The sequence below is a fragment of the Streptomyces pyxinae genome (assembly GCF_024756275.1).
Lineage (GTDB): Bacteria > Actinomycetota > Actinomycetes > Streptomycetales > Streptomycetaceae > Streptomyces > Streptomyces pyxinae.
Genome location: NZ_JANUGQ010000002.1, coordinates 90,322 through 112,527 on the forward strand (window position 1 = coordinate 90,322; position 22,206 = coordinate 112,527).

Annotated in this window: 17 protein-coding genes; 11 read left to right on the top strand and 6 right to left on the bottom strand. The window is 74.8% G+C overall.

The genetic code is table 11. The features are described 5' to 3' along the window. The first annotated feature begins 9 nt into the window (after positions 1-9). The 3 genes from NX801_RS03545 to NX801_RS03555 are packed head-to-tail and all read left to right on the top strand — an operon-like array spanning position 10 to position 4,882. Positions 10-2,946 (top strand): PEP/pyruvate-binding domain-containing protein, encoded by a 2,937-nt coding sequence (locus tag NX801_RS03545; protein WP_258785388.1) that lies wholly within the window; start codon positions 10-12, stop codon positions 2,944-2,946. Next, positions 2,943-3,830 (top strand): hypothetical protein, encoded by an 888-nt coding sequence (locus NX801_RS03550; protein ID WP_258785389.1) that lies wholly within the window; start codon positions 2,943-2,945, stop codon positions 3,828-3,830. The genes NX801_RS03545 and NX801_RS03550 overlap by 4 nt, the downstream gene beginning before the upstream one ends. Further along, positions 3,827-4,882 (top strand): NAD-dependent epimerase/dehydratase family protein, encoded by a 1,056-nt coding sequence (locus tag NX801_RS03555; protein WP_258785390.1) that lies wholly within the window; start codon positions 3,827-3,829, stop codon positions 4,880-4,882. Before NX801_RS03550 ends, NX801_RS03555 begins: the two co-directional genes overlap by 4 nt. A 121-nt stretch (positions 4,883-5,003) precedes the next feature. Here NX801_RS03555 and NX801_RS31120 read toward each other — a convergent pair whose 3' ends face one another. From NX801_RS31120 to NX801_RS03575, 5 genes are all read right to left on the bottom strand, one after another. Beyond that, a complete protein-coding gene (locus NX801_RS31120) occupies positions 5,004-5,081 on the bottom strand; it encodes a hypothetical protein (protein ID WP_486388547.1) in 78 nt (25 codons plus the stop codon). A 213-nt stretch (positions 5,082-5,294) separates the two neighbouring features. After that, positions 5,295-6,719 (bottom strand): argininosuccinate synthase, encoded by a 1,425-nt coding sequence (gene argG, locus NX801_RS03560; RefSeq protein ID WP_258785391.1) that lies wholly within the window; start codon positions 6,717-6,719, stop codon positions 5,295-5,297. A 250-nt stretch (positions 6,720-6,969) separates the two neighbouring features. Further along, positions 6,970-8,274: a cysteine desulfurase gene (locus tag NX801_RS03565; RefSeq protein WP_258785392.1), complete on the bottom strand. Its 1,305-nt coding sequence runs from the start codon at positions 8,272-8,274 to the stop codon at positions 6,970-6,972. After that, positions 8,261-9,667: a family 2B encapsulin nanocompartment shell protein gene (locus tag NX801_RS03570; RefSeq protein WP_258785393.1), complete on the bottom strand. Its 1,407-nt coding sequence runs from the start codon at positions 9,665-9,667 to the stop codon at positions 8,261-8,263. Before NX801_RS03570 ends, NX801_RS03565 begins: the two co-directional genes overlap by 14 nt. A 382-nt stretch (positions 9,668-10,049) precedes the next feature. Then, positions 10,050-12,260, bottom strand: coding sequence for an MMPL family transporter (locus tag NX801_RS03575; RefSeq protein ID WP_258785394.1), 2,211 nt, complete (start codon positions 12,258-12,260; stop codon positions 10,050-10,052). A gap of 75 nt (positions 12,261-12,335) precedes the next feature. On the opposite strand from NX801_RS03575, the gene NX801_RS03580 reads away from it, so the two are divergent. From NX801_RS03580 to NX801_RS03615, 8 genes are all read left to right on the top strand, one after another. Next, entirely contained in the window at positions 12,336-12,944 is a 609-nt protein-coding gene (locus NX801_RS03580) for a MarR family winged helix-turn-helix transcriptional regulator (RefSeq protein WP_258785395.1), read from the top strand. Between the two features lie 53 nt (positions 12,945-12,997). After that, positions 12,998-14,188 (top strand): NAD(P)/FAD-dependent oxidoreductase, encoded by a 1,191-nt coding sequence (locus NX801_RS03585; protein WP_258785396.1) that lies wholly within the window; start codon positions 12,998-13,000, stop codon positions 14,186-14,188. Between the two features lie 218 nt (positions 14,189-14,406). After that, entirely contained in the window at positions 14,407-14,700 is a 294-nt protein-coding gene (locus NX801_RS03590) for a (2Fe-2S)-binding protein (RefSeq protein ID WP_258785650.1), read from the top strand. After that, complete coding sequence (locus tag NX801_RS03595; protein ID WP_258785397.1) at positions 14,687-16,123, top strand: FAD/NAD(P)-dependent oxidoreductase; 1,437 nt, start codon at positions 14,687-14,689, stop codon at positions 16,121-16,123. Before NX801_RS03590 ends, NX801_RS03595 begins: the two co-directional genes overlap by 14 nt. 167 nt (positions 16,124-16,290) lie before the next feature. Next, positions 16,291-17,196, top strand: a complete 906-nt coding sequence (locus NX801_RS03600; protein WP_258785398.1) for a dihydrodipicolinate synthase family protein — start codon at positions 16,291-16,293, stop codon at positions 17,194-17,196. Positions 17,197-17,258: 62 nt separating this feature from the next. Continuing rightward, positions 17,259-18,260, top strand: coding sequence for a proline racemase family protein (locus NX801_RS03605; protein ID WP_258785399.1), 1,002 nt, complete (start codon positions 17,259-17,261; stop codon positions 18,258-18,260). Between the two features lie 93 nt (positions 18,261-18,353). Beyond that, positions 18,354-19,748: an aldehyde dehydrogenase family protein gene (locus NX801_RS03610; RefSeq protein ID WP_258785400.1), complete on the top strand. Its 1,395-nt coding sequence runs from the start codon at positions 18,354-18,356 to the stop codon at positions 19,746-19,748. A gap of 185 nt (positions 19,749-19,933) precedes the next feature. Continuing rightward, the gene (locus NX801_RS03615; protein ID WP_258785651.1) at positions 19,934-20,632 is read left to right on the top strand and encodes a GntR family transcriptional regulator; all 699 of its coding nucleotides are present in this window, start codon (positions 19,934-19,936) and stop codon (positions 20,630-20,632) included. 25 nt (positions 20,633-20,657) lie between these two features. On the opposite strand, the gene NX801_RS03620 is transcribed toward NX801_RS03615, so the two are convergent. Then, positions 20,658-22,205, bottom strand: coding sequence for an FAD-dependent monooxygenase (locus NX801_RS03620; protein WP_258785401.1), 1,548 nt, complete (start codon positions 22,203-22,205; stop codon positions 20,658-20,660). Between the last annotated feature and the right edge of the window lies 1 nt (position 22,206).

The window sequence follows — 22,206 nt, forward strand, 5'->3', positions numbered from 1 at the left end:
GCCACGAGCGTGACCCGCACAGCCGACCGCCACGACAACCACGACCGCCACGACCGGACCGGTCGTCATGAGCGGAGTGCCGGGAGCGCCGGGGACGCCGGGACCGGTACGCGCTCCGCCGCCGCGCACCCCTGGGCGTACGCGCCCGGCGACCCCGCCCAGGTGGGCCAGAAGTTCGCCCGGCTGCACCGGATGCGCGAGGCGGGGCTGCCGGTGCCCCCGCTGTTCTGCCTGCCCGCCTCCGCCTTCCGGGAGGCCGCCCGGCCGCTGCTGCCCGGCATCGAACAGGCCCTGGCCGGTATCGACTACGCCGATCCGGAGAGCGTCGAGGAGGGCGCGGCCCGCGTTCGGGCGCTCTTCCTGGCGGCGCCGCTGCCGGCGGGGCTCACCGACCGGATCTCGGCCGCCTGCGACGAGCGCTTCGAGCCCGGCGCCCTGGTCGCCGTACGCGCCTGCGCCCTGGACGGCGAGGACTCGGCGGACGACCCCTACGCCGGGATGAGCGACAGCTTTCTGTACGTCCCGCGCGACGAGGTGCCCGACCGGGTGCGCCGCTGCTGGGCGTCCGGCTTCACGGCGGCCTCGCTGCTCTACCGCCACACCCGGGGCCGCGATCCCCTGGGCGCCGAAGTGGCCGTCGGAGTCCAGGAGATGGCGCTCGGCGAGCGGTCCTTCGTCCTGTTCACCCGCGATCCCCGCACCGGCGACCGGACGACCGTCGTCGCGGCCGGCCACGGCATCGGTGAGGGGGTGGTCCAGGAACGGGTGGGCGTCGACCACTACTTCCTGCCGGCCGGCACGGAGGACGGTGCGGGGGAGAGCGCCGTGGGCGGACCGGTCGAGCGCCGGATCGCCGCCAAGCCCGAGATGCTCGGCCTCGATCCCGCGCAACCCGGGGCCGGGCCGGTACCGCTCCCGGTGCCCGAGGCGCTGCGCGAGCGCCCGGTGCTCGACGACGCCGAGTTGCGGCGGCTCGCGGCGACCGGCGCCGAGGTGGAGCGCCTGTTCGGCGGCGTACCGCAGGACATCGAGGGCACCTTCACCCCCGACGGCCGGCTGCACCTGGTCCAGGCCCGGCCCATCGCGATCGACCTCGGGCTGCGGGTGCAGTGGAGCAACGCCAATGTCACCGAGAGCTTTCCGGGCGTCACCACGGCCCTGACCTACACCTTCGCCCAGCGCTTCTACCGGATGATCTTCCACGACCTCTACCACCGGCTGGGCGTGGATGCCCGCACCCTGCACGGCGACGAGGCCGACCTGGAGCGCATGATCGGCTGGCACCGGGGCCGGATCTACTACCGCCTCGACGCCTGGTACCGGCTGCACAGCCGGCTCGCCGTCTTCCCGCTGTTCCAGGCGTCCTGGGAACGGATGATGGGACTCGACCCGGCGCCCCCGGCCGCCCGCCCCGGGCCGCTGCGGCTGGCCCGGCCCCTGGCCGGGGTGGTGCGCCGGTTCGCCGTCCACGACACCGCCATGCGCGACTTCGAGTCCTGGTGGGAAGCGCTGATCGCACCGCACCGGGGCCGCGACTGGGGAGCCCTCGACCCGCTGGCCCGCGTCCGCGAACTCCGGGCCGTCTGGCGGGAGGCGGGCGAGCACTGGGGCGTCACCCTGATGAACGACTCCGTGCTCAGCACCTACGCGGGCCTCGCCCAGCGCCTGCTCGACCGCTGGGCCCCGGGCGTCCCGCTCAACGACCTGCTGTGCGGGGAGGAGCGCAACCACAGCACGGCGGCGCTGCTCTCCGCCGTCCGGCTGGCCGAACGGCTGCGTGAGCGACCAGAGGTGATGGACACGCTCGCCGCCGCTCCGGCCGAGGAGGTGTGGCCCGCCGTCCGGGACGGCGCGTTCGGCACGGAGTTGGCGGCGGCCTTCGCCGAGCATCTGCGGCGCTACGGCGACCGGGGGGTGCAGGAGCTGAAGATGGAGCAGCCCAATCTGCGCCGTACCCCCTGGCTGCTCCTCGATCTCGCCGCCGACTACGCCCGCGCCGGGCTGGACGCCGACACCCTGCGCCGGCGTGAACTCCGCGTCCGGGCCGAGGCCGAACGGCGCCTGGCCGCCTCCGGGATGGGCGCGACACGGCTCCGTGCCCTCCGCGCCCTGCTGGCCCGGCTGCGCCGTTGCGTCGGCCACCGGGAGAACTCCCGTTACCGGCGCAGCGAGTTGTTCGGCATGGCCAAGGAGATCTTCCACTCCCTCGGTGCCGACCTGGTCGCGGAGGGGGTGCTCACCGCTCCGGAGGACGCCTGCCACCTCACCCAGGACGAGCTGCTCGGCTGGTTCGAGGGCACCGGCCCGGCCGAGGCGGAGGCCCTGCGGGCCCTGGCCGCCGCGCGCCGCGCCGAGTACGAGCGGCCGGGGCCCGAACTGCCCATGCGCTTCGCGACACTGGGCGCGGTACGCCGCACCCGGGCCGTCGCCGGGGGGCAGGACCCGGGCGGCCGGGGTGCGGAAGACCCGGGAGCCGGTCCCGACGCCCCCGCGGCCGGTGCCGCCGCTCCCGGTGTACTGCGCGGCCTGGGCTCCAGCGCCGGCACGGTGCGCGGCCGGGCCCGGGCGGTGCTCGATCCGCGCGAGCCGGTGGAGCCGGGCTCGATCCTGGTGGCCCGGGAGACCGACCCGGGATGGCTGTTCCTGATGCTGCGGTCGGCGGGGATCGTGGTGGAGCGGGGCACCATGCTCTCGCACACCGCCATCACCGGACGGAAGTTCGGCATCCCGGCGATCGTGGCGCTGCCCGGGGCCACCACCGCCATCCCGGACGGCGCGCTGGTCGAGATGGACGGGGCGACCGGCGTCGTCACCGTACTGGAGCACCCGGAACCGGGTCCGGACGGATTTTCGGAACCAGGCCCGGCCGGCCGGCCGGAGCCCGGGCCAGGGCCGGACCGGGAGCCGGCGGTCCGGGGCCGTACGGAGCCGGGAGGCGCCGCGTGAACCAACCGCGTCGTGTGAACCATCCGACCAGGCTCGCCCGCTTCACCCTGGTGATGTTCAAACCGCAGGTCTACGTCACCTATGCCGTGCTGTGGGTGCTGGCGCTGGAGGGCTCGGCCGCGCTGCTGGCCGGCCGGCCCTGGCACCCCGGTGCCGGAACCGCGGTCCGGGCGGTGAGTGTGCTGCTCGCGCTGCTCTTCCTGCGCATGGCCGACGAGCAGAAGGACCTGGAGTACGACCGGGTCCACCACCCGGACCGCCCCCTGGTGCGCGGGGACATCACCACCGCCGAGCTGCGTGCCGGGATGGCTGGGACTGCCCTGGTGCTCCTGGTGCTCAACCTCGCCTCGGGACCGCCGGCCGCGGTCCTGGTTCTGGCGCTCGACCTGGCCTACGCGGTCCTGCTGATGGGCCTGGAGCGACGGTCGGCGGCGGTCCGGGACGGCCTGTTCGTCAACCTGGCCGTCACCTATCCCGTACAACTCCTGCTCAGCGTCTATGTGTACGTCTCCGCCGGCGGCGGGGCCGGCTGGCGGGCGGTGCCGCTGCTCGCCGTCTTCGTCTGTGTCTTCCTGCACTTCGAGTTCGCCCGGAAGACCTCCTGGCGCGACGATCCGGGGGCCCGGATGTACTCCGGCCCGCTCGGCCCGCTGCCCAGCGCCCGGCTGGCGGCCGGCTTCGCGGTGGCGGCGGTCGCGCTCGCCCTCCTCCTGCTGCCCGGCCGGCCGGTGGTGCTGGCCCTGGTCGCCGCGACCCTGCTGCTGCCGGCGGCCGGGTGGTGGCGCTTCCGGCGCCGCCGGGTCACCGGCTGGCCGGTGCCGCTGGCCATGGGGTTCGTGGTCGCGGGCTATCTGGCCCTGGCCGTCCAGGCGGGAGTGTCATGATCCTCGTGACCGGCGCGGCCGGCTTCACCGGTGGCGCGACGGTGGCCGCGCTGGTGCGCCGGGGCGCCCGGGTCCGGGCCGTCGTCCACCACCGCCCGGCGGCGTGGGCGCGTACCCCGGACACCGCCGAACCGGAGGCCGCCGGGCCGGACACCGCCGGTCCGGAGAGTGTCTCGGGTGTTTCGGGTGTCCCCGCCGTGCCCGCCGTCTCAGCCGTTCCCGGCGTTGCCGCTGCTCCCGCCGAGACGGTGACCGCCGATCTCACCGACCCGTCCTCGCTCGCCGGGCTCTGCGACGGGGTCTCGGCCGTCGTCCATCTCGCCGCGTACATCGGGGAGGACCCGGAGCGCTGCGCGGCCGTCAACGTCGATGGCACCCTGGCCCTGCTCGCGGAGGCCCGGCGGGCCGGCGTACGGCGGTTCGTCCAGCTCAGCACCGCGGCCGTGTACGGCGACGGGGCACACACCGGGCCCGACGAGGACGCCCTCACCCCGGACCCGGTGTCGGTGCTCAGCCGCTCCCGGCTGCTGGCCGAACACGCGGTGCTCGCCGGGGGCGGCACGGTGCTGCGGCCGATGTTCGTGTACGGGCCCGGCGACCGCTGGTTCGTACCGCCGCTGGCCCAGGCCCTCACCGCTCTGCCGGTCCGGGTGAACGGCGGCGCGGCGCGGCTCTCGCTGCTGGACGTGGCCGATCTGGCGGAGGCGTTCGCGGTGCTGGCGACGACGGACGGGCCCGGCGGGCCGGACACCGACCGGGGCCGGATCTACCACGCGGCCCACCCCGAGCCCGTCACACTCGACCGGCTCATGGGCGCGTTCACGGCCCACCTGGGGGTGCCGGAGCCGACGGCCGACATCGGCTTCGAGGAGGCGCTGGCCTTCCTGGCCGACGCTCCCGACCTGGCCCGGCGGCTGCGGCTGATCGCCTTCGACCACTACTACGACGCCTCCCGGCTCTGGCGGCGCACCGGGCTGGTGCCGGGGATGTTCGACGACCGGTTCGCCGCCCGCGCGCCCTGGTACCGCGCCCGGCTGGACGCCTCCGGCTGAACCGGGCGCCCGGGGGCGGACGTGCCGCAGGGCGGACGTGCCTCGGGGCGGTACCGTGCGGTACCGCCCCGAGGGCTTGCCGGTGGCGCCGACGCCGTCCGGTTCGATCAGAACTGGCTGATCAGGACTGGGGGCGGCTGCCGTGGTTGGCCGCGTTGCCGCGGCGGGCCTTCTTCTTGCGGCGGCGCTTGGACGACATGGGTACCTCCGTAGTGCTGGTGTCACTTTCCACGCGCCGGGCGGCCCGCTACGGACCCCTCGGGCGGCGTCCCCGACGCGTACCCCGGCCGGCACATTTCATGGCGTGCGCCAGGTCCCCCCGGCAGCCGGTGACGACCGGCCCGACCGGCGGCCCCGCCCCGGCGGGCCCGCTCCCGGCCGCCGGAGGCGAGGCGGGCGGGCCGGGGGCCGGTCAGTCGGTACCCGACTCGATCGCCGCGTGGTCGAGCGCGTCGGAGTCCACCGGCACGCCCTCGCCCTCGTGGCCGGCCGCCGCGATGGTCTCGGCGCCGCCCGGGCGCAGCTCGCCCACGAGCCCGCTCCACGCGGTGAGCCGGCCCTGCGCGGCGTACTGCTCCAGCTTGGCGCGCGAGTCGGCGATGTCCAGGTTGCGCATGGTCAGCTGGCCGATGCGGTCGTCCGGGAAGAACGCCGGGTCCTGGCTGCGCTCCATCGACAGCTTCTCGGGGTGGTAGCTGAGGTGCGGGCCCTGGGTGTCCAGGACGGTGTGGTCCTGGCCCCGGCGCAGCCGTACCGTCACACTGCCGGTGACCGGCTCGCCGACCCAGCGCTCCAGGCCCTCCCGCAGCATCAGCGCCTGCGGGTCGAACCAGCGGCCCTCGTAGAGCAGCCGCCCGAGCCGCCGGCCCTCCCCGTGGTACATCGCGATGGTGTCCTCGTTGTGGATGGCGTTGACCAGCCGCTCGTACGCCAGGTGCAGCAGCGCCATACCGGGGGCCTCGTACACCCCGCGGCTCTTGGCCTCGATGATCCGGTTCTCGATCTGGTCCGACATCCCGAGCCCGTGCCGGCCGCCGATCGCGTTGGCCTCCCGCACCAGCTCCACCGGGGAGTCGAACGCCCGCCCGTTGATCCGCACCGGCCGGCCCCGCTCGAACTCCACCGTGACGTCCTCGGCCGGGATCCCGACCGACTCGTCCCAGAACCGGACGCCCATGATCGGCGTCACGATCTCCAGCGAGGTGTCCAGGTACTCCAGGCGCTTGGCCTCATGGGTGGCGCCCCAGATGTTGGCGTCGGTGGAGTACGCCTTCTCCGCGGAGTCCCGGTAGGGGAGGTTCCGCTCGGCCAGCCAGGCCGACATCTCGTGCCGCCCGCCGAGCTCCTCCACGAACGCCCGGTCGAGCCAGGGCTTGTAGATGCGCAGGGCGGGATTGGCGAGCAGCCCGTAGCGGTAGAACCGCTCGATGTCATTGCCCTTGTACGTGGAGCCGTCGCCCCAGATGGAGACGGAGTCCTCGCGCATCGAGCGCACCAGCAGGGTGCCCACCACGGCCCGGCCGAGCGGAGTGGTGTTGAAGTACGCCTGCCCGCCCGAGCGGATGTGGAAGGCGCCGCAGGCGAGCGCGGCCAGACCCTCCTCCACCAGGGCCTCCCGGCAGTCGACCAGCCGCGCCCGCTCGGCGCCGTAGGCACGGCCGCGCTCGGGCACGGCGCTCAGATCGGGCTCGTCGTACTGGCCGATGTCGGCCGTATAGGCATACGGGACGGCGCCGCGCTCGCGCATCCACGCCACCGCGACCGATGTGTCCAGCCCGCCCGAGAACGCGATACCCACGCGCTCGCCCACTGGAAGCTTATTCAGAACCTTGGACATGTATGTATCGTAGGGCCAAGCCTCGGATTGGTCACATGTGCCCTCTGATCAGGCGTGAAATGGACTCGCCGGGCGGCTTGCGGTGGCCTTCCCGTCCCGGTGTGTGCTGCATGAACATGCTGTCGAGTCCCCGGGCCCTTGAGCCTCCAGGGCCGGGGGACCGGCCGGCCGGCCGGGGGCGGCCGACCGGTGGCTGGCCGACCCGGCCGACCGATGGCTGGCCGACCCGGCCGACCGGTGGACGGGGAGGTCAGCCCGGCGGTGCGTGCGGACCGGACCGCCGCAGCCGCGTCAGCGACTCGGCCAGCCGGTCCACCTCGCCGGGCGTGTTGTAGAGCGCCAGGGAGGCGCGTACGGCCGAGGTGAGGCCGTAGTGCGCGAGTGCGGGCTGGGCGCAGTGGTGGCCGGCGCGTACGGCGATGCCGTCCCGGTCCAGCCAGTCGGCGACCGCCAGCGGGTCCCGGCCGGCGAGGGTGAAGGTGAGCACCGCGATCCGGTGGGCCGCCGTGCCCACGAGGCGCAGTCCGTCCACCGCCGACAGGGCGTCCTCGGCGTGGCGCAGCAGTCCCGCCTCGTACGCGGCGACGGCGTCCCGGTCGAGGGCGGAGAGCCACCGCAGCGCGGCCAGCAGCCCGACCGCCCCGGCGATGTTCCCGGTGCCGGCCTCCAGCAGCTGGGGAGGGGGAGCGAAGGTGGAGCCGTCGAAGCCGACGGACTCGATCATGCTGCCGCCGCCCTGCCACGGCCCCATCCCGGCCAGCACCTCCGGCTTCACATAGAGGGCCCCGATGCCGGTCGGGGCGAAGACCTTGTGCCCGGAGAACGCGTAGAAGTCCGCGTCGAGTTCCCTTACGTCCACCGGGAAGTGGGCGACCGCCTGGGCGCCGTCGACCAGCACCCGGGCCCGGTACCGGTGGGCGAGCGCGATCATCTCCCGTACGGGCGGTACGGTGCCCAGCACATTGGAGGCGTGGCTGAGGGCGACCAGCCGGGTGCGCGAGGAGAGCCGGTCGGCGTAGGCGGCGGGATCGATGTCCCCGTCCGGGGTCAGCGGAAGGGGGACGAGCCGGGCCCGAGTCTCCCGGGCGATCAGCTGCCAGGGCACGATGTCCGAGTGGTGCTCCAGCACCGGTACGAGCACGTCGTCCCCGGGGCCGAGGTGGGCCCGGCCCCAGCTCTGGGCGACGAGGTTGACCGCCTCGGTCGTGCCCCGCACGAAGACGACGCTCTCCGGCTCCGGTGCGCCCAGGAACCGGGCCACCGCCGCCCGTGCCGCCTCGTACGCCTCCGTCGCCTCGCGCGCCATGGTGTGCGCGCCCCGGTGCACATTGGAGTTGGCCAGGCCGTAGTAGGCGGTGAGCGCCTCGATGACCTGGCGGGGCTTCTGGGTGGTGGCCGCGTTGTCCAACCAGACCAGCGGGTGCCCGTTGACCGTACGGTGGAGGACCGGGAAGTCGTGGCGGACCGCCTCGGCGGAGAAGCCGCCCGGGGCGCCGGGCGGTGCCGGGGGCCGGCCGAAGCCACGGAACGCCGGGAAGGTGTCAGGAGTAGTCATGGTAGTGGGACACCTCGACGTTCCGCAGGACGGCGAGCGCGTCCTCCACGAGCACGGCGGTGTTGAAGTAGGCGGTCATCAGATAGGAGGTGATGCCCTGCCGGCTGACCCCCATGTTCCGCATGGACAGGCCGGGTTCGATCTCGTCAGGGACCTTCTCCGGCCGCAGCCCCACCACACCCTGGTCCGCCTCGCCGGTCCGCATCAGCAGGATGTCGGTGGTGCCGGCCGCCGTTCCGCCGTGGAGGCGGAGCTTGTCGGAGGGCAGCAGCGGCACCCCGCGCCAGGTGAGCAGCGGGCTGCCGAAGCGGTTGTCGGTCACCGGGGGCACACCCCGGCGCGTACACTCCCGGCCGAACGCGGCGATCGCCCGGGGGTGCGCCACGAAGAAACCGGGCTGCTTCCACACCCGGGCCAGCAACTCGTCCAGGTCGTCGGGGGTGGGCGGGCCGGTGCGGGTCTGGATGTGCTGCCCGGGCGCGACCTTGTGGAGCAGGCCGTGCTCGGGGTGGTTGAGCAGAGTGTTCTCCTGCCGCTCCCGCAGCACCTGGACGGTCAGGCCGGACTGCGCCCGGGTCTGGTCGATCGGCCCGTTGTAGAGGTCCGCGACCCGGGTGTGGACGCGCAGCACGGTCTGCGCGAGCGTCATGTGGTATTCCTGCGGCTCGTCGTAGTCCGGGTAGGTGCCCGGGAGTTCGGGCTCGCCCTCATGACCGGAGAGCAGGTCGACGGGGACCTCGGTGCCCGGCCGGGGGCGGTCGCCCGCGGTGTATTCCGCGAGCGCCGCGCGTACGGCCCCGTCCCGGTCGGCCAGGGCCGCCAGCGCCTCCCGGGGAGCCACCAGGGCCACCCCGGGGGCGGACGCCCGGACGGTGTAGGGCACCAGCTCGGACCGGGCCCAGCACTCGGCGTCGAAGTACTCGCCGTCACCGATGACATCGAGCAGGGCCTCCTCGCCGTACCGGCCGGTGCCCCGCTTCTCGGCCCGGCCGCGCACGATCACCCACAGCCGGCCGGCCGGCTCGTCGTCACCGGCCAGCACCTGGCCCGGTGTGAAGTCCACCGGGGTGAAGGCGTCGGCCAGTTCGGCGAGCAGAGCGTCGTCGGCGTCGCGCAGGAAGGGTAGTTCGCGCAGGTCGTCCGGGACGATTCGCGGTCCGTCCGCGCCGTCCCAGGTGCTGATCCGGTCGTCGCCCAGGAGGTAGGAGCGCCTGCGGTTGACCCGGTAGACACCCGACGGGATGTCCACCCAGGGCAGGGCGCGCAGCAGATAGCGCGGAGTGAGGCCGCGCATCATCGGCGGGGTCTTGGTCGCGGTCGCGAGCTGGCGCGCCGAACCCGGCGCGAGAGCCGTCGGGTTGGCGGGGGTGTTCGGGGCGCTCGGGGGAACCACGGAAGCCTCCTCGAAGAGGGGAAGTGGAGAGGGGGAGGGAAGCCGGGCGCCGCGTGCCCTCGGCCGGGGGAGCGGCAGTGGCGGCGGCGCACCGGCGGACGAGGAGGATCCTGCGGTGCCGCCGGAGGAGTGGGAAGGGCGTGCGAACCGGGCGCGCGGGGCGTTTGGCCGGACAGAGGGGGCGTGCGCGGCGGGGCGGGTACCCGGTAACTCCGGTACGTGCCAGGGTGGTTCCGCCGGGCCGGCCGGAGTACCGCCGCCTCACGGTGCCGGTGGTCGGTCCGGTCGGTCCGGGCGCCACGGGGCAGCGAGGGGCGGCACGTGGCGCGAAGTCGCCCCGTGCGGACGGGCGCCGACGGACCGGGCGCCGGGGCGCGGCCGGCTACCGGGGTGCGGGAGCCTTCCCGGAGGCGGCCCCGGGGGCCTTCCCGGGTGCCTCGTCGTGGCGGAGCCGTCCCGGCCACCACACGGCGGGGCCGGCGTCCAGGACGAGCGCGGGGACCAGCAGGGAGCGCACCACGACGGTGTCGAGCAGAACGCCGAAGGCGACGATGAAGGCGATCTGGGCGAGGAAGGCGAGCGGAATGACGGTGAGGGCGGCGAAGGTGGCCGCGAGCACGACACCCGCCGAGGTGATGACCCCGCCCGTGGAGACCAGGCCGGTGAGCATGCCCTGCCGGGTGCCGTGCGCGAGCGTCTCCTCCCGGGCGCGGGACATCAGGAAGATGTTGTAGTCGACCCCCAGGGCGACCAGGAAGACGAAGCCGTACAACGGGACCGAGGCGTCGGTGCCCGAGAAGCCGAGGAGGTCCTGGAAGACGATGCCGGTGACGCCCAGGGTGGCGGCGTAACTGAGGGCGACGGTGCCGACCAGCAGCACGGGCAGCACCAGGGCGCGGAGCAGCGCGATGAGGATGACCAGGACGATGGCCAGGACGACCGGGACGATGAGCGACCGGTCGTGTTCGGCGGTCCGCTGGGTGTCGTACTGCTGGGCGGTGTAGCCGCCGACCAGGGCGGTGGGGTCGGCGTCCCGCCGGATCCGCTCCCGCAGTTCCCGGACGGTCCGTTCGGCCCGGTCGCTGTCGGGGAGGTCGGTGAGGGTGGCGTCGATACGGACGCGGCCCCCGATCTCGCGCGGCGGTGCGTCCGGGCGGCTGCCGGGGGTCCATGGCCGGGCCTGGGCGACCCCGTCGGTCCCGGCGGCGACCCGGAGGACCTCCGCGCTCCTGGCGGCGTCGGCGACGATGACGGCCGGCTGGCCCTCGCCACCGGGGAAGTGCCGGCCGAGGGTCCGCTCGGCGGCGACCGAGGGAGCGTCTCCGGTGAACAACTCGTCCAGCGGGATGCCGCGCGCGTTGAGCGCGGGGAGGAAGGCGGCGCACACCGCCAGCGCGGCGGCGGTCAGCGCCCACACCCGCCGGGGACGGCGGTCCACCAGGCCGGCCACCCGCTGCCACAGCACACCGCGCCCGGCGCTGTCTTCCTCCCCGTCCTCCCCGTCCTCCCCGTCCTCCCCGTTCACCCTGTCCGTCCCGCCCGTCCCGGGCCGAGCGGGCCAGAACGCGGCCCGGCCCAGCAGGGCGAGGGCGGCGGGCAGAAAGGTGAGGGCGGAGGCCAGGGCGCAGACGATGCCGATGGCGCCGACCGGCCCGAGCGCGCGGTTGTTGCTCAGATCGCTCAGCAGCAGCGCGAGCAGCCCCAGGGCGACGGTGGCGGCGCTGGCGGTGATGGCCCCGGCGGAGTTCCGCAGGGCCACCCGGGCCGCCTCCGTCCGGTCGCCGGCACGGGCGATCTCCTCCCGGAAGCGCGCGGTGAGCAGCAGCGCGTAATCGGTGGCCGCGCCGATCACCAGGATCGACAGAATGCCCTGGACCTGGCCGTCCACCCGGACGACGCCGTGGTCGGCCAGTACATAGACCACCGCGCAGGCCACGCCGAGCGCGAAGAGCGAGCTCAGGATGATCAGGAAGGGCAGGACCACGCTGCGGTAGACCGCCAGCAGAATGAGCAGCACGGCGGCGAGCGCCACCCCGAGCAGGACGCCGTCGACACCGGCGAAGGCACCGGACAGATCGGCCTGCTTGGCCGCCGGTCCCGCGATCCGCACCTCCGTGCCCGGCACCCGCCGCGCCGCCGAGGCGATCCCGTCCAGCGCCCCGGGGAGGCGGTCGCCCAGCGCCGGGCCGAGCTGGACCACGCCTTGGAGGGCCTCGCGGTCCCGGGACGGAACGGCCGGGGACGGGGTGCCCCGGACGGCGTCGCTCCCGGCGAGACCGCGCAGGGCCTCGGTGGCCGCCCGCACCTCGCCGGGGGAGAAGCCGGCGCCGTCCTCCCGGGTCCAGACCACGACGGCCGGCAGGGTCGCCTCCCGGCTGAACGCCCGCTGGGCGTCGATGACCCGGGTGGACTCCGCGCCGCGCGGCAGAAACGCGGCCTGGTCATGAGTGGAGACGTCCTTCAGCTTCCCGGTGTACGAGCCGAAGACCGCGCCCAGGCCGAGCCAGACGACGACCAGGACCAGCGGGACCAGCCGGCGGGCGAGCCCGGTCCGGCGGGGCGGCGTGGGGGCGGCCGGGGTGCCTGTGAGCATGCGCTGTCTCTTCCCGTGGATTGATTACTCAATCATCGAGTAACTCAATGACAGGGCCACCTTAGGATGCTCCTCATGCCTCGCCCGCCCTACCCGTCACCGCCCGACCCGTCGCCGGACCCCTCGGTGCCCGCCCCGCCGCCGCCCGGCCCCTTGCCGCCCGCCCCGCCGCCGCCCGGCCCGTCGGGGGACGACCCGCCGCCGTCCGGCCCCGGCCGGGATCCACGGACCTTCGCCCGGCTGCTGCGCCGGCTGCTCGCGGAGTTCAACCGGATCGCCCACGGCTACGCCCAGGACAACGGTCTGCACGCCACCGATGTGCACGCGCTCGCCGCGATCATGGACGCCCGGGCCGAGGACGGCGAGCCCATGACCCCCACCCGGCTCCGCCGGCGCCTGGCGCTGACCTCCGGGGCCGTGACCGCCTGTCTGGACCGGCTCGAACAGGCGGGCCACATCTCCCGGGTGCGGGACGCGCGGGACCGCCGGGTCATCCATCTGCACTACCGGACACCCGCCGAGGACAGCGCCCAGCGCCGGCACTTCGCCCCGCTGGCGGGGAGCACCAGGCGGGCCCTGGAACGCTTCACCGAGGAGGAGATCGCGGTGGTCACCCGCTTTCTGACCGTCCTCGGCGAGGAGGTCCGGCACGAGTGCCGCGACGACCCTCCTCCCGGCCGGTGACCGCCGACTGCCGTACTCTTGGCGGGAGTTGCGTCGTGTGACATATTACTGGCGTGGCCAGGCAACCGACGTGTGACGTTGTGGTGGTCGGCGCCGGGACGGTCGGCGCCGCATGTGCCTTCTACGCGGCCGGCGAGGGCCTCCGGGTCGCCCTGGTGGACCGGGGCCCGGTGGCCGGCGGTACGACGGGCGCCGGGGAGGGCAATCTGCTGGTGTCCGACAAGGAACCCGGCCCCGAGCTGGAACTCGCCCTGCTGTCCACCCGGTTGTGGGCGGAGCTGGGTGCCGGGACCGGCTTCGGCACGGCTGTCGAGTACGAGTCCAAGGGCGGTGTCGTCGTCGCCTCCACTACGGAGGGGTTCGCCGGTCTGGAGCGGCTCGCGGCCGGCCAGCGCGCCGCCGGAGTGGCGGCCCGGCCGGTGGCGGCGGACCAACTGCGCGAGCTCGAACCGAGGTTGGCCCCGGGGCTGGCCGGTGGGGTCCACTATCCCCAGGACGCCCAGGTGATGCCCGCGCTGGCCGCGGCACAACTGGTCCGGGCGGCCCGCGCGGCCGGGGCCCGGCTGCACACCGGCCGGACGGTCACCGGGGTGCTGCGGGACGCCGCCGGGGCCGTACGCGGGGTCCGTACCGACCGGGGCGAGCTGCACGCCCCGGCCGTGGTCAACGCCGCCGGGTGCTGGGGCGGTGAGCTGGCCGGCCTCGCCGGGGTACGCCTTCCCGTGGCGCCGCGCCGGGGCTTCGTCCTGGTCACCGAGCCCCTGCCACCGGTGATCCGGCACAAGGTGTACGCCGCCGACTACCTGGCCGGAGTGGCGGGCGGCTCGGCGGCCCTGACGACCTCACCGGTGGTCGAGGGCACCGCCGCCGGCCCGGTGCTGATCGGTGCCAGCCGGGAACGGGTCGGCTTCGACCGCTCGTTCCCGGTGCCCGCCCTGCGGGCCCTGGCGGCGGGCGCGATCCGGCTCTTCCCCTTTCTGGAACGGGTCCGGGCGATCCGCTCCTACCTCGGTTTCCGTCCCTGGACACCCGACCGGCTGCCGGTCGTGGGGCCCGATCCGCGCGTGCCGGGGCTCGTCCATGCCTGCGGGCACGAGGGCGCGGGTATCGGCCTGGCCACCGGTACGGGCCGGCTGGTCGCCCAGGTGCTCGCCGGCCGGGTGCCGGATCTCGACCTCACCCCCTTCCGGCCCGACCGCTTCCGGGAGCCCACCGGTTCGCGCGCCACCGGGGAGGCCCGATGAGCGAAGCCGCCTCCCGCCCGCGCCGGGACGCCGACGTGCCGCGCCGGGACGCCGCCGCGCGATCCCGCCGGAGCGCCGTCGCGTCCGTCCACCGGGAACTGGGCGCGTCCGTGCGCCTGTTCGCCGTGGCGTCCGTCTGCCGGGAACTCGCCACGTTCGTCCGCCTGTTCGCCGTCGCGTCCGTCCGCCGGAGGCCCGCCGCGGGTGCCCGCGCTCCGCTGGAACTGGTCCGGGCCGCGCCCGGACCGGCCTTCACCCTGACCTTCGACGGTCGTGACATCCCCGCCCTGCCGGGACAGACGGTGGCCGCCGCCCTCTGGTCGGCCGGTGCCACCTCCTGGCGGAGCACCCGGGAGAGCGCCCGGCCGCGCGGGCTCTTCTGCGGCATCGGTGTCTGCTTCGACTGCCTGGTGACCGTCAACGACCGCCCCAATCAGCGCGCCTGCCTGGTCGCCGCCGAGCCCGGTGATGCCGTCCGTACCCAGGAGGGGACCGGCCATGACGACCGCTGAACCCCGGCTCGCGGTGATCGGAGCGGGCCCCGCCGGACTCGCCGCCGCGCTGGCCGCCGCCGACCGGGGCCTCGGTGTCACCCTGCTCGACGCCGCCGACGGGCCCGGCGGCCAGTTCTACCGGCAGCCCGCCCCCGCACTCGGTGCCCGCCGGCCCGAGGCGCTGCATCACCGGTGGTCCGCGTGGCGGCGGCTGCGGGCCCGGCTGGCCGGCCACCTCGCCACCGGACAGGTACGGCAGTTGACCGCGCATCATGTGTGGTGCGCCGAGCGGAGTCCCGGTGGATTTCTGGTACACGCCCTGTACGGCCCCGGGCAGGACCGGCCGGTCACGGTGCGCGCCGCCGGGCTGGTGCTGGCGACCGGCGGATACGAACAGGTGCTGCCGTTTCCCGGCTGGACCCTGCCCGGTGTGGTCACCGCGGGCGGAGCGCAGGCCCTGCTGAAGGGAAACCTGGTACGGGCCGGACACCGGGCCGTGGTGGCCGGTACCGGGCCGCTGCTGCTGCCGGTGGCCGCCGGTCTCGCCGCCACCGGCACCCGGGTCGCCGCGCTCGTGGAGGCCGCCGATCCCCGGGAGTTCACCCGGTGCGCGGCGGTACTCGCCGGATATCCGGCCCAGTTGGCGGAAGCGGCCGGATACGCCGCCGCACTGCTGCGCCACCGCGTTCCGGTACGTCCCCGGCACACCGTGGTCCGGGCTCATGGCACCGTACGGCTGGAGGCCGTGACCGTCGCCGCGCTCGACGGCCGGGGCCGGGTGAGGTCCGGCACCGGGCGCCGAATCGCCTGCGACACCCTCGCCGTCGGCCACGGCCTGCTGCCGAGCACCGAACTCGCCCGGGTGCTCGGCTGCCGCACCGAGGACCGAGGAGTGACGGTCGATCCCGAGCAGCGCACCGATGTACCGGGAATCTGGGCCGCCGGGGAGACCACCGGCGGCGGCGGGGCGGCCCTGGCGCTGGCCGAGGGGCACATCGCCGGCTGCTCCGCCGCCGCCCGGCTGGCGGGCCGGGCGCCCGACTCCGCCGGGTGGGCCGGCGCGGCACGGACCAGAGGCCGGCTGCGCCGCTTCGCCGCCGTACTGGAGCCGCTGTACGGTCCGCCCGCCCACTGGGACGAGCAGCTGACCGACGACACCCCGGTGTGCCGCTGCGAGGAGGTGGACGCCGGTACCGTCCGCGCCGCCGTCCGCGATCTGGGGGCGGGTGACGCGCGTACCGCGAAACTGCTGACCCGCGCCGGGATGGGCTGGTGCCAGGGGCGGATGTGCGGCCCGGCGGTCGCCGCGCTGGCCGGGGGCGGCGCCCGCCCCACGCCGGGGCCGTTCGCCCGCCCCGTACCGCTCGGGGTGCTCGCCCGCGCCGGGGAGGAGCCGGAGGAGGCCGTCCCGGGCCACCGAGCCACCCCGCCCGGCCCCTGAGCCACGCCGCCCCCGCCGCACCCACGACAAGACACGGGCAACCCACGACAACCCCCGGGCGAGCCACACACCACCCACAGGCAACCCACGGACAGCGCAGGACAACGCAGGGCAACGCACAGACAACTCAGGACAACACACGACCTCATGAAGGGGACTGAGCCCCGATGACCGCTGCCACGAAACGACCGGCCCGGCCCTGGCACGGCGTTCTCGTCGCCACCGCCCTGCCGTTCCGGGAGGACCTGTCCCCCGACTACGACGCCTACGCCGAGCACTGTGCCTGGCTGGTGGACGGCGGCTGCGACGGTGTCGTCCCCAATGGCTCGCTCGGTGAGTACCAGGTGCTCACCGAGCGGGAGCGTGCCAGGGTGGTGGAGACCGCCGTCACCGCGATCGGCGGCCATCGGGTGGTGCCCGGTGTCGCCGCCTACGGCAGTACGGAGGCGCGCCGCTGGGCCGAACACGCCGCCGGGGCCGGCTGCGGCGCCGTGCTGCTGCTGCCGCCCACCTCCCACCGCGCCGAGGCGCGGTCCGTCGTCGCGCACTACGCGGAGGCCGCAGCGGCGGGCCTGCCGGTGGTCGCGTACAACAACCCCGTCGACACCAGGGTCGACCTGACCCCGGAGCTGCTGGCCGTCCTGCACGCCGAGGGACACATCCACGCCGTCAAGGAGTTCAGCGGGGATGTGCGCCGCGCCTATGAGATCGCCGAACGGGCCCCCGGTCTCGACCTGCTGGCCGGCGCCGACGACGTACTGCTGGAACTCGCGGTCGCGGGGGCGAAGGGCTGGGTGGCCGGCTTCCCCAACGCCCTGCCGGGCGCCACCACCGAGCTGTACCGCGCCGCCACCGCCGGCGACCTCGCCACCGCCGTCCCGCTCTACCGCCGGCTGCACCCCTTGCTGCGCTGGGACTCCCGGACCGAGTTCGTCCAGGCGGTCAAGGCGTCCATGGACCTCGTCGGCCGGTACGGCGGCCCCTGCCGGCCGCCCCGGGCGTCGCTCCGGCCCGAGCAGGAGACGGCGGTCCGCGCCGCCACCGAGCAGGCGCTCGCCACCGGCCTCGACTGACCCGCGCCCCGACCGACCCGCGCCACCGGCTCCGCGACCCGTCTCACAGAAAGGTTCGCCCCATGCGCAGCGGAATCGTCCTCCACACGGTGGAATCGCACACCGAGGGCATGCCCACCCGCGTCGTCACCGGCGGGGTCGGCACCCTGCCCGGCGCCACCATGGCCGAGCGCCGCGTCCACTTCATGGAGCACCGGGACCACCTCCGTACGCTGCTGATGTACGAGCCGCGCGGTCATGCCGCCATGAGCGGTGCCATTCTCCAGCCTCCCACCCGGCCCGACGCCGACCACGGGGTGCTGTTCATCGAGGTGTCCGGCTGCCTGCCGATGTGCGGGCACGGCACCATCGGTGTGGCGACGGTCCTGGTCGAGACCGGGATGGTGCCCGTCACCGAACCGGTGACCACCATCCGGCTCGACACCCCCGCCGGACTCGTCGTCGCCGAGGTCGCCGTCGACCGGGGCGCCGCCCGGGCCGTCACCGTACGCAATGTGCCCGCCTTCTGCGCCGGGCTGGACCACCGGGCCACCCTCCCCGACGGGCGCACCATCAGCTACGACCTGGCCTACGGCGGCAACTTCTACGCGATCCTGCCGCTCGACCGGCTCGGTCTTCCTTTCGACCGGGCCCGGAAGGACGACATCCTCGCCGCCGGGCTCACCCTGATGGCCGCGATCAACGCAGGCGGGCCGCCGGTCCATCCGGAGGACCCCGCCATCCGTGGTGTCCAGCATGTGCAGTTGCTCGCCCCCGGCTCCACCGCCGCGCACTCCCGCCACGCCATGGTGATCCACCCGGGCTGGTACGACCGCTCGCCCTGCGGCACCGGAACCAGCGCCCGGATGGCGCAACTTCACGCCCGGGGTGAGCTTCAGGTGGGCCACGACTTCGTCAACGAGTCCTTCATCGGTGGCCGCTTCACCGGCCGGCTGCTGGAGGAGACCCGGGTCGCCGGCCGGCCCGCCGTGGTACCGGCCGTCACCGGCCGGGCCTGGATCACCGGCACCGCCCAGTACCTCCTGGACCCCACCGACCCCTTCCCGGCCGGCTTTCTGCTCTGACCGCCCGTCCGTCCGGCCCTGACCGTTCCGCCTGCTCCCCCTGTCATATGTGTTCCCTCTCCCACGACCCGCGACGTCCAGGAGCGCCCCGCCATGACCACCGCCCCCGGCCCGGACACCGTCGTCAGCCGCAACCCGGCCGACCCGGCCGACCTCGTGCTCACCGTCCCCTCCGCCGGAGCCGACGGGGTACGCGCGGCGGTGGCGGCCGCCCGTACCGCCGCGGGGCCCTGGGCCCGGGCCGGAGCCGCCGCCCGGGCCACCGCCCTGCACACCGCCGCCCGGCGCCTGGAGGACGCGGCGGAGGAACTGGCCGCGCTGGTCCGCCGCGAGGTCGGCAAGCCGGTCACCGAGGCACGTGGCGAGGTGGCCCGGACCGTCGCCGTACTGCGGTACTACGCGCAGGCGCCCTACGAGCCGGTCGGCGCGGTGCACGAACCGGCGGCGGGGGAGGGGCTGTTGCTCACCCGGCGCACGCCGTACGGAGTCGCCGGACTGGTCACTCCCTGGAACTTCCCCCTCGCCGTGCCGGTCTGGAAGGCCGCCCCGGCGCTCGCGACCGGGAACGCCGTGGTGCTCAAGCCGGCGCCGCCCGCCACCGCCTGCGCGCTGCGTCTCGCCGAACTCCTCGGCGGTGCGCTGCCGGACGGCCTGTTCACGGTCGTACCGGGCGGTGCCGGGGAGGGGGCGGCCCTGGTGGGTGCCGCCGATGTCGTCTCCTTCACCGGCTCGACGGCCGCCGGGCGCACGGTCGTCCGGGCCGCCACCGACCGGGGCCTGCCCGTCCAGGCCGAGATGGGCGGCCAGAACGCCGCCCTGGTGCTCCCCGACGCCGACCCCGGGGCGGCCGCCGACCAGATCGCCCTGGCACTGGCCGGGTACGCGGGCCAGAAGTGCACCGCGACCCGGCGGATCATCGTGGTCGGGGACGGCGCACCACTGGCCGAGGCGCTGGTCGCCCGGCTGGCCGCACTCCGCACCGGCGACCCGGGGGATCCGGAGACGGTGTGCGGTCCGCTGATCTCGGCCGGTGCCCGCGACCGCGTACTGGCGGCGCCGAGCGGTGGCCGGGTGCTGTCCGGCGGCGCCGCTCCGGCCGGGCTCGACGGCTGGTACGCCCTGCCCACCCTGGTCGACCGGCTCCCCGCAGGCCATCGCCTCGCCACTGAGGAGGTGTTCGGACCCGTCGCGGCGCTGTTCCCGGTGCCCGACCCGGAGGCCGCCGTCGCCCTGGCCAACGCCGTACCGTACGGACTGGTCGCCTCGGTGCACACCACCGACCTCGACGCTGCGCTGCGCTGCGCCGACCGGCTCGACACCGGCCTGGTGCGGATCAATGCCCCCACCACCGGAGTCGACTTCCATCTGCCCTTCGGCGGTGCGAAGGCGTCCGGCCACGGCCCCCGTGAACAGGGCAAGGCCGCCCTGGAGTTCTATACCCGCACCAGAACCGTCAGCCTCATGTCATCGGGCCACCAGGCCGGTTGACGCAGCACGGCACGGAACGTCGCCGCTCCGCCGCGTCCGCCGCACAAGGCACCCGCGTCCGCCGCACACCCGGTCGGCCGCGGTGCGCCGGACCGGTCGGCCGCGGGACACACCGCGGACACCGGACCGTAGATACTGGTGGACATGTGACATCGTTTGGAACCGTGTGCGAGAGGACCGCCCCGATGGCCGCCGCCAAGCCGACCGCCCCCGTTCTGCCCGTGCTGGGCGGCACCCGCAGCAGCTACCGGGAGCGGGTGGCCGACGCCCTGCGCGCCGCGCTGGTCGCCGGTGAACTGCGCCCGGGCCAGGTCTACTCGGCGCCCGCCCTCGCCACGCGGTTCGGGGTGTCCGCCACACCGGTCCGCGAGGCCATGCTCGACCTCGCCAAGGAGGGGCTCGTCGACACCGTGCCCAACAAGGGCTTCCGGGTGACCGAGGTCTCCGAGCGGCAACTGGACGAGTACACCCGCGTTCGCGCGCTGATCGAGATCCCGACCACGGCGGAACTCGCCGTGACGGCCGACCCCGCCGCGCTGGAGGCACTGCGGCCGGCCGCCCTGGAGATCGTCACCGCTGCCGAGGCCGGCGACCTCGTCGCGTATGTCGCGGCGGATCTCCGCTTCCACCTCGGTCTGCTCCAGCTCGCGGGCAACCACCACCTGGTGCGGGTGGTCCGCGACCTGCGGGAGCGTTCCCGGCTCTACGGGCTCACCGCCCTGGTGGAACAGGGCCGGTTGCGGGACTCGGCGGAGGAGCACCTGGAGATCCTGGACGCCCTGCTCACCGGCGACCCGGAGCCCGTACGCGCGGTCATGACCCGCCACCTGGGACATGTCCGGGGCATCTGGGCGGCGGAGCGGAACAGCGAGGCGGCCGGCTGAGCCGGGGCATCGGCCGTCCGGCTGCTCAGGCCGCGAACCAGCGCTCGACGGAAGCCCGCAGGGCGGCCAGTTCGGCCGCGTCCGGACGGGGTGAGCCCCCTGCCCAGGCCACATAGCCGTCGGGGCGGATCAACAGGCCGGTAAGGCCGGCCGGACCGCCCCGCGCGGTCACGAGCTCGACGGTCTCCTGTCCTTCGGCCAGTGCGGTCACCAGAGCGTGTTCCTCGGTCAGATCTATCAGCAACGGCCGCGCGGTCCGGGCGAGTTCCGTGATCCGTACCTTTCCCGCTCCGGTGTCCAGCTCCAGATCCGGCGTGAAGCGGCCGACCGCGGGGTGCGGGTCGGTGACGCCCATCTCGTACCGTACGTCGGTGCCCGTGGTCAGGTCCGCGAGGTGCCGTACGACCTCCTGGTGGATGAGCAGCTCCGCGAAGAGTTCACGCAGCGCGGTGATGTCGCTCCCCGGGGCGGTGAGCGCCGACTGCGCCTCGGAGTTGAGCACCATCCGGCGGGCGGCCCGGCGGCGCTCGGTGTCATAGCTGTCGAGCAGGCCGGGCCGGGCGGTGCCGCGCACCGCCGCGGCGAGCTTCCAGCCGAGGTTGACGGCGTCCTGGAGGCCCAGATTCAGCCCGGGTCCGCCGCCGGAGGCGTAGACATGGGCGGCGTCGCCGATGAGGAAGACCCGGCGGTCACGGAACCGTTCCGCGACCCTGGTGTGACCGCCGGCCAGTCGCCGCAGCACAGACGGACCGTCACCGTCCGGAGGACCGAGCGGCAACTCGGCGCCGAGGACCCGGCGGACACTCGACTCCAGCTCGGCCAGGGTCATCGGTCCGTCCGCCGGTGGCTGGTCCCACTCGGTGGTGCTGATCAGGGGTGGCAGGCCGGGGAACGGCGCGTAGGAGAAGCCGCCGCGGTCGGTGCGGTGGGGCAGGAAGGGAAGCACCTGTCCGTATCCGGGAACACTGAGGGTGCCGTCGGCCGGCTCCACCCACTCCGGCGGGACGGAGGCATGGGCGGTGCGAGTGGTGCGGCGGTCGTGGCTGGCGCCGGGAAAGACGATCCCGGAGAGCTTGCGCACCGCACTGTGCGCGCCGTCCGCGCCGACCACCCAGCGGGCACGGAGCCGCTGTTCGCCGCCCGGTCCGATGACAGCGAGGGTGACGGCATCCTCCTCCTGGGCGAGGGCGTCGACCCGGTGTCCGCGCCGCAGTTCGACGCCGAGCGCCCGGGCGCGCTCCTCCAGCACCTCGACGATCCGGTGCTGCGGGACGGCCAGGCTGAAGACCGGACTGGCGTCGAGCAGGCCGAGGTCGAGACCCATGGCGGCGAACATGAAGTAGGCGGAATTCGGCCGCGGGGGCGCCGGGCTGCCGCTGAGCGGCTCGTGCAGGCCCCGGTGGTCGACCAGGCGCACGACCTGGCCGAGCAGGCCGTTGGCTTTGGGCTCGGTACTCGGGCGCGGGAGCTGCTCCAGGACGACCGGGCGGACGCCGGCCAGGGCCAGCTCGCAGGCGAGCATCAGCCCGTTCGGGCCGCCCCCCACGATGATCACGTCAGCTGTCACGGTCATG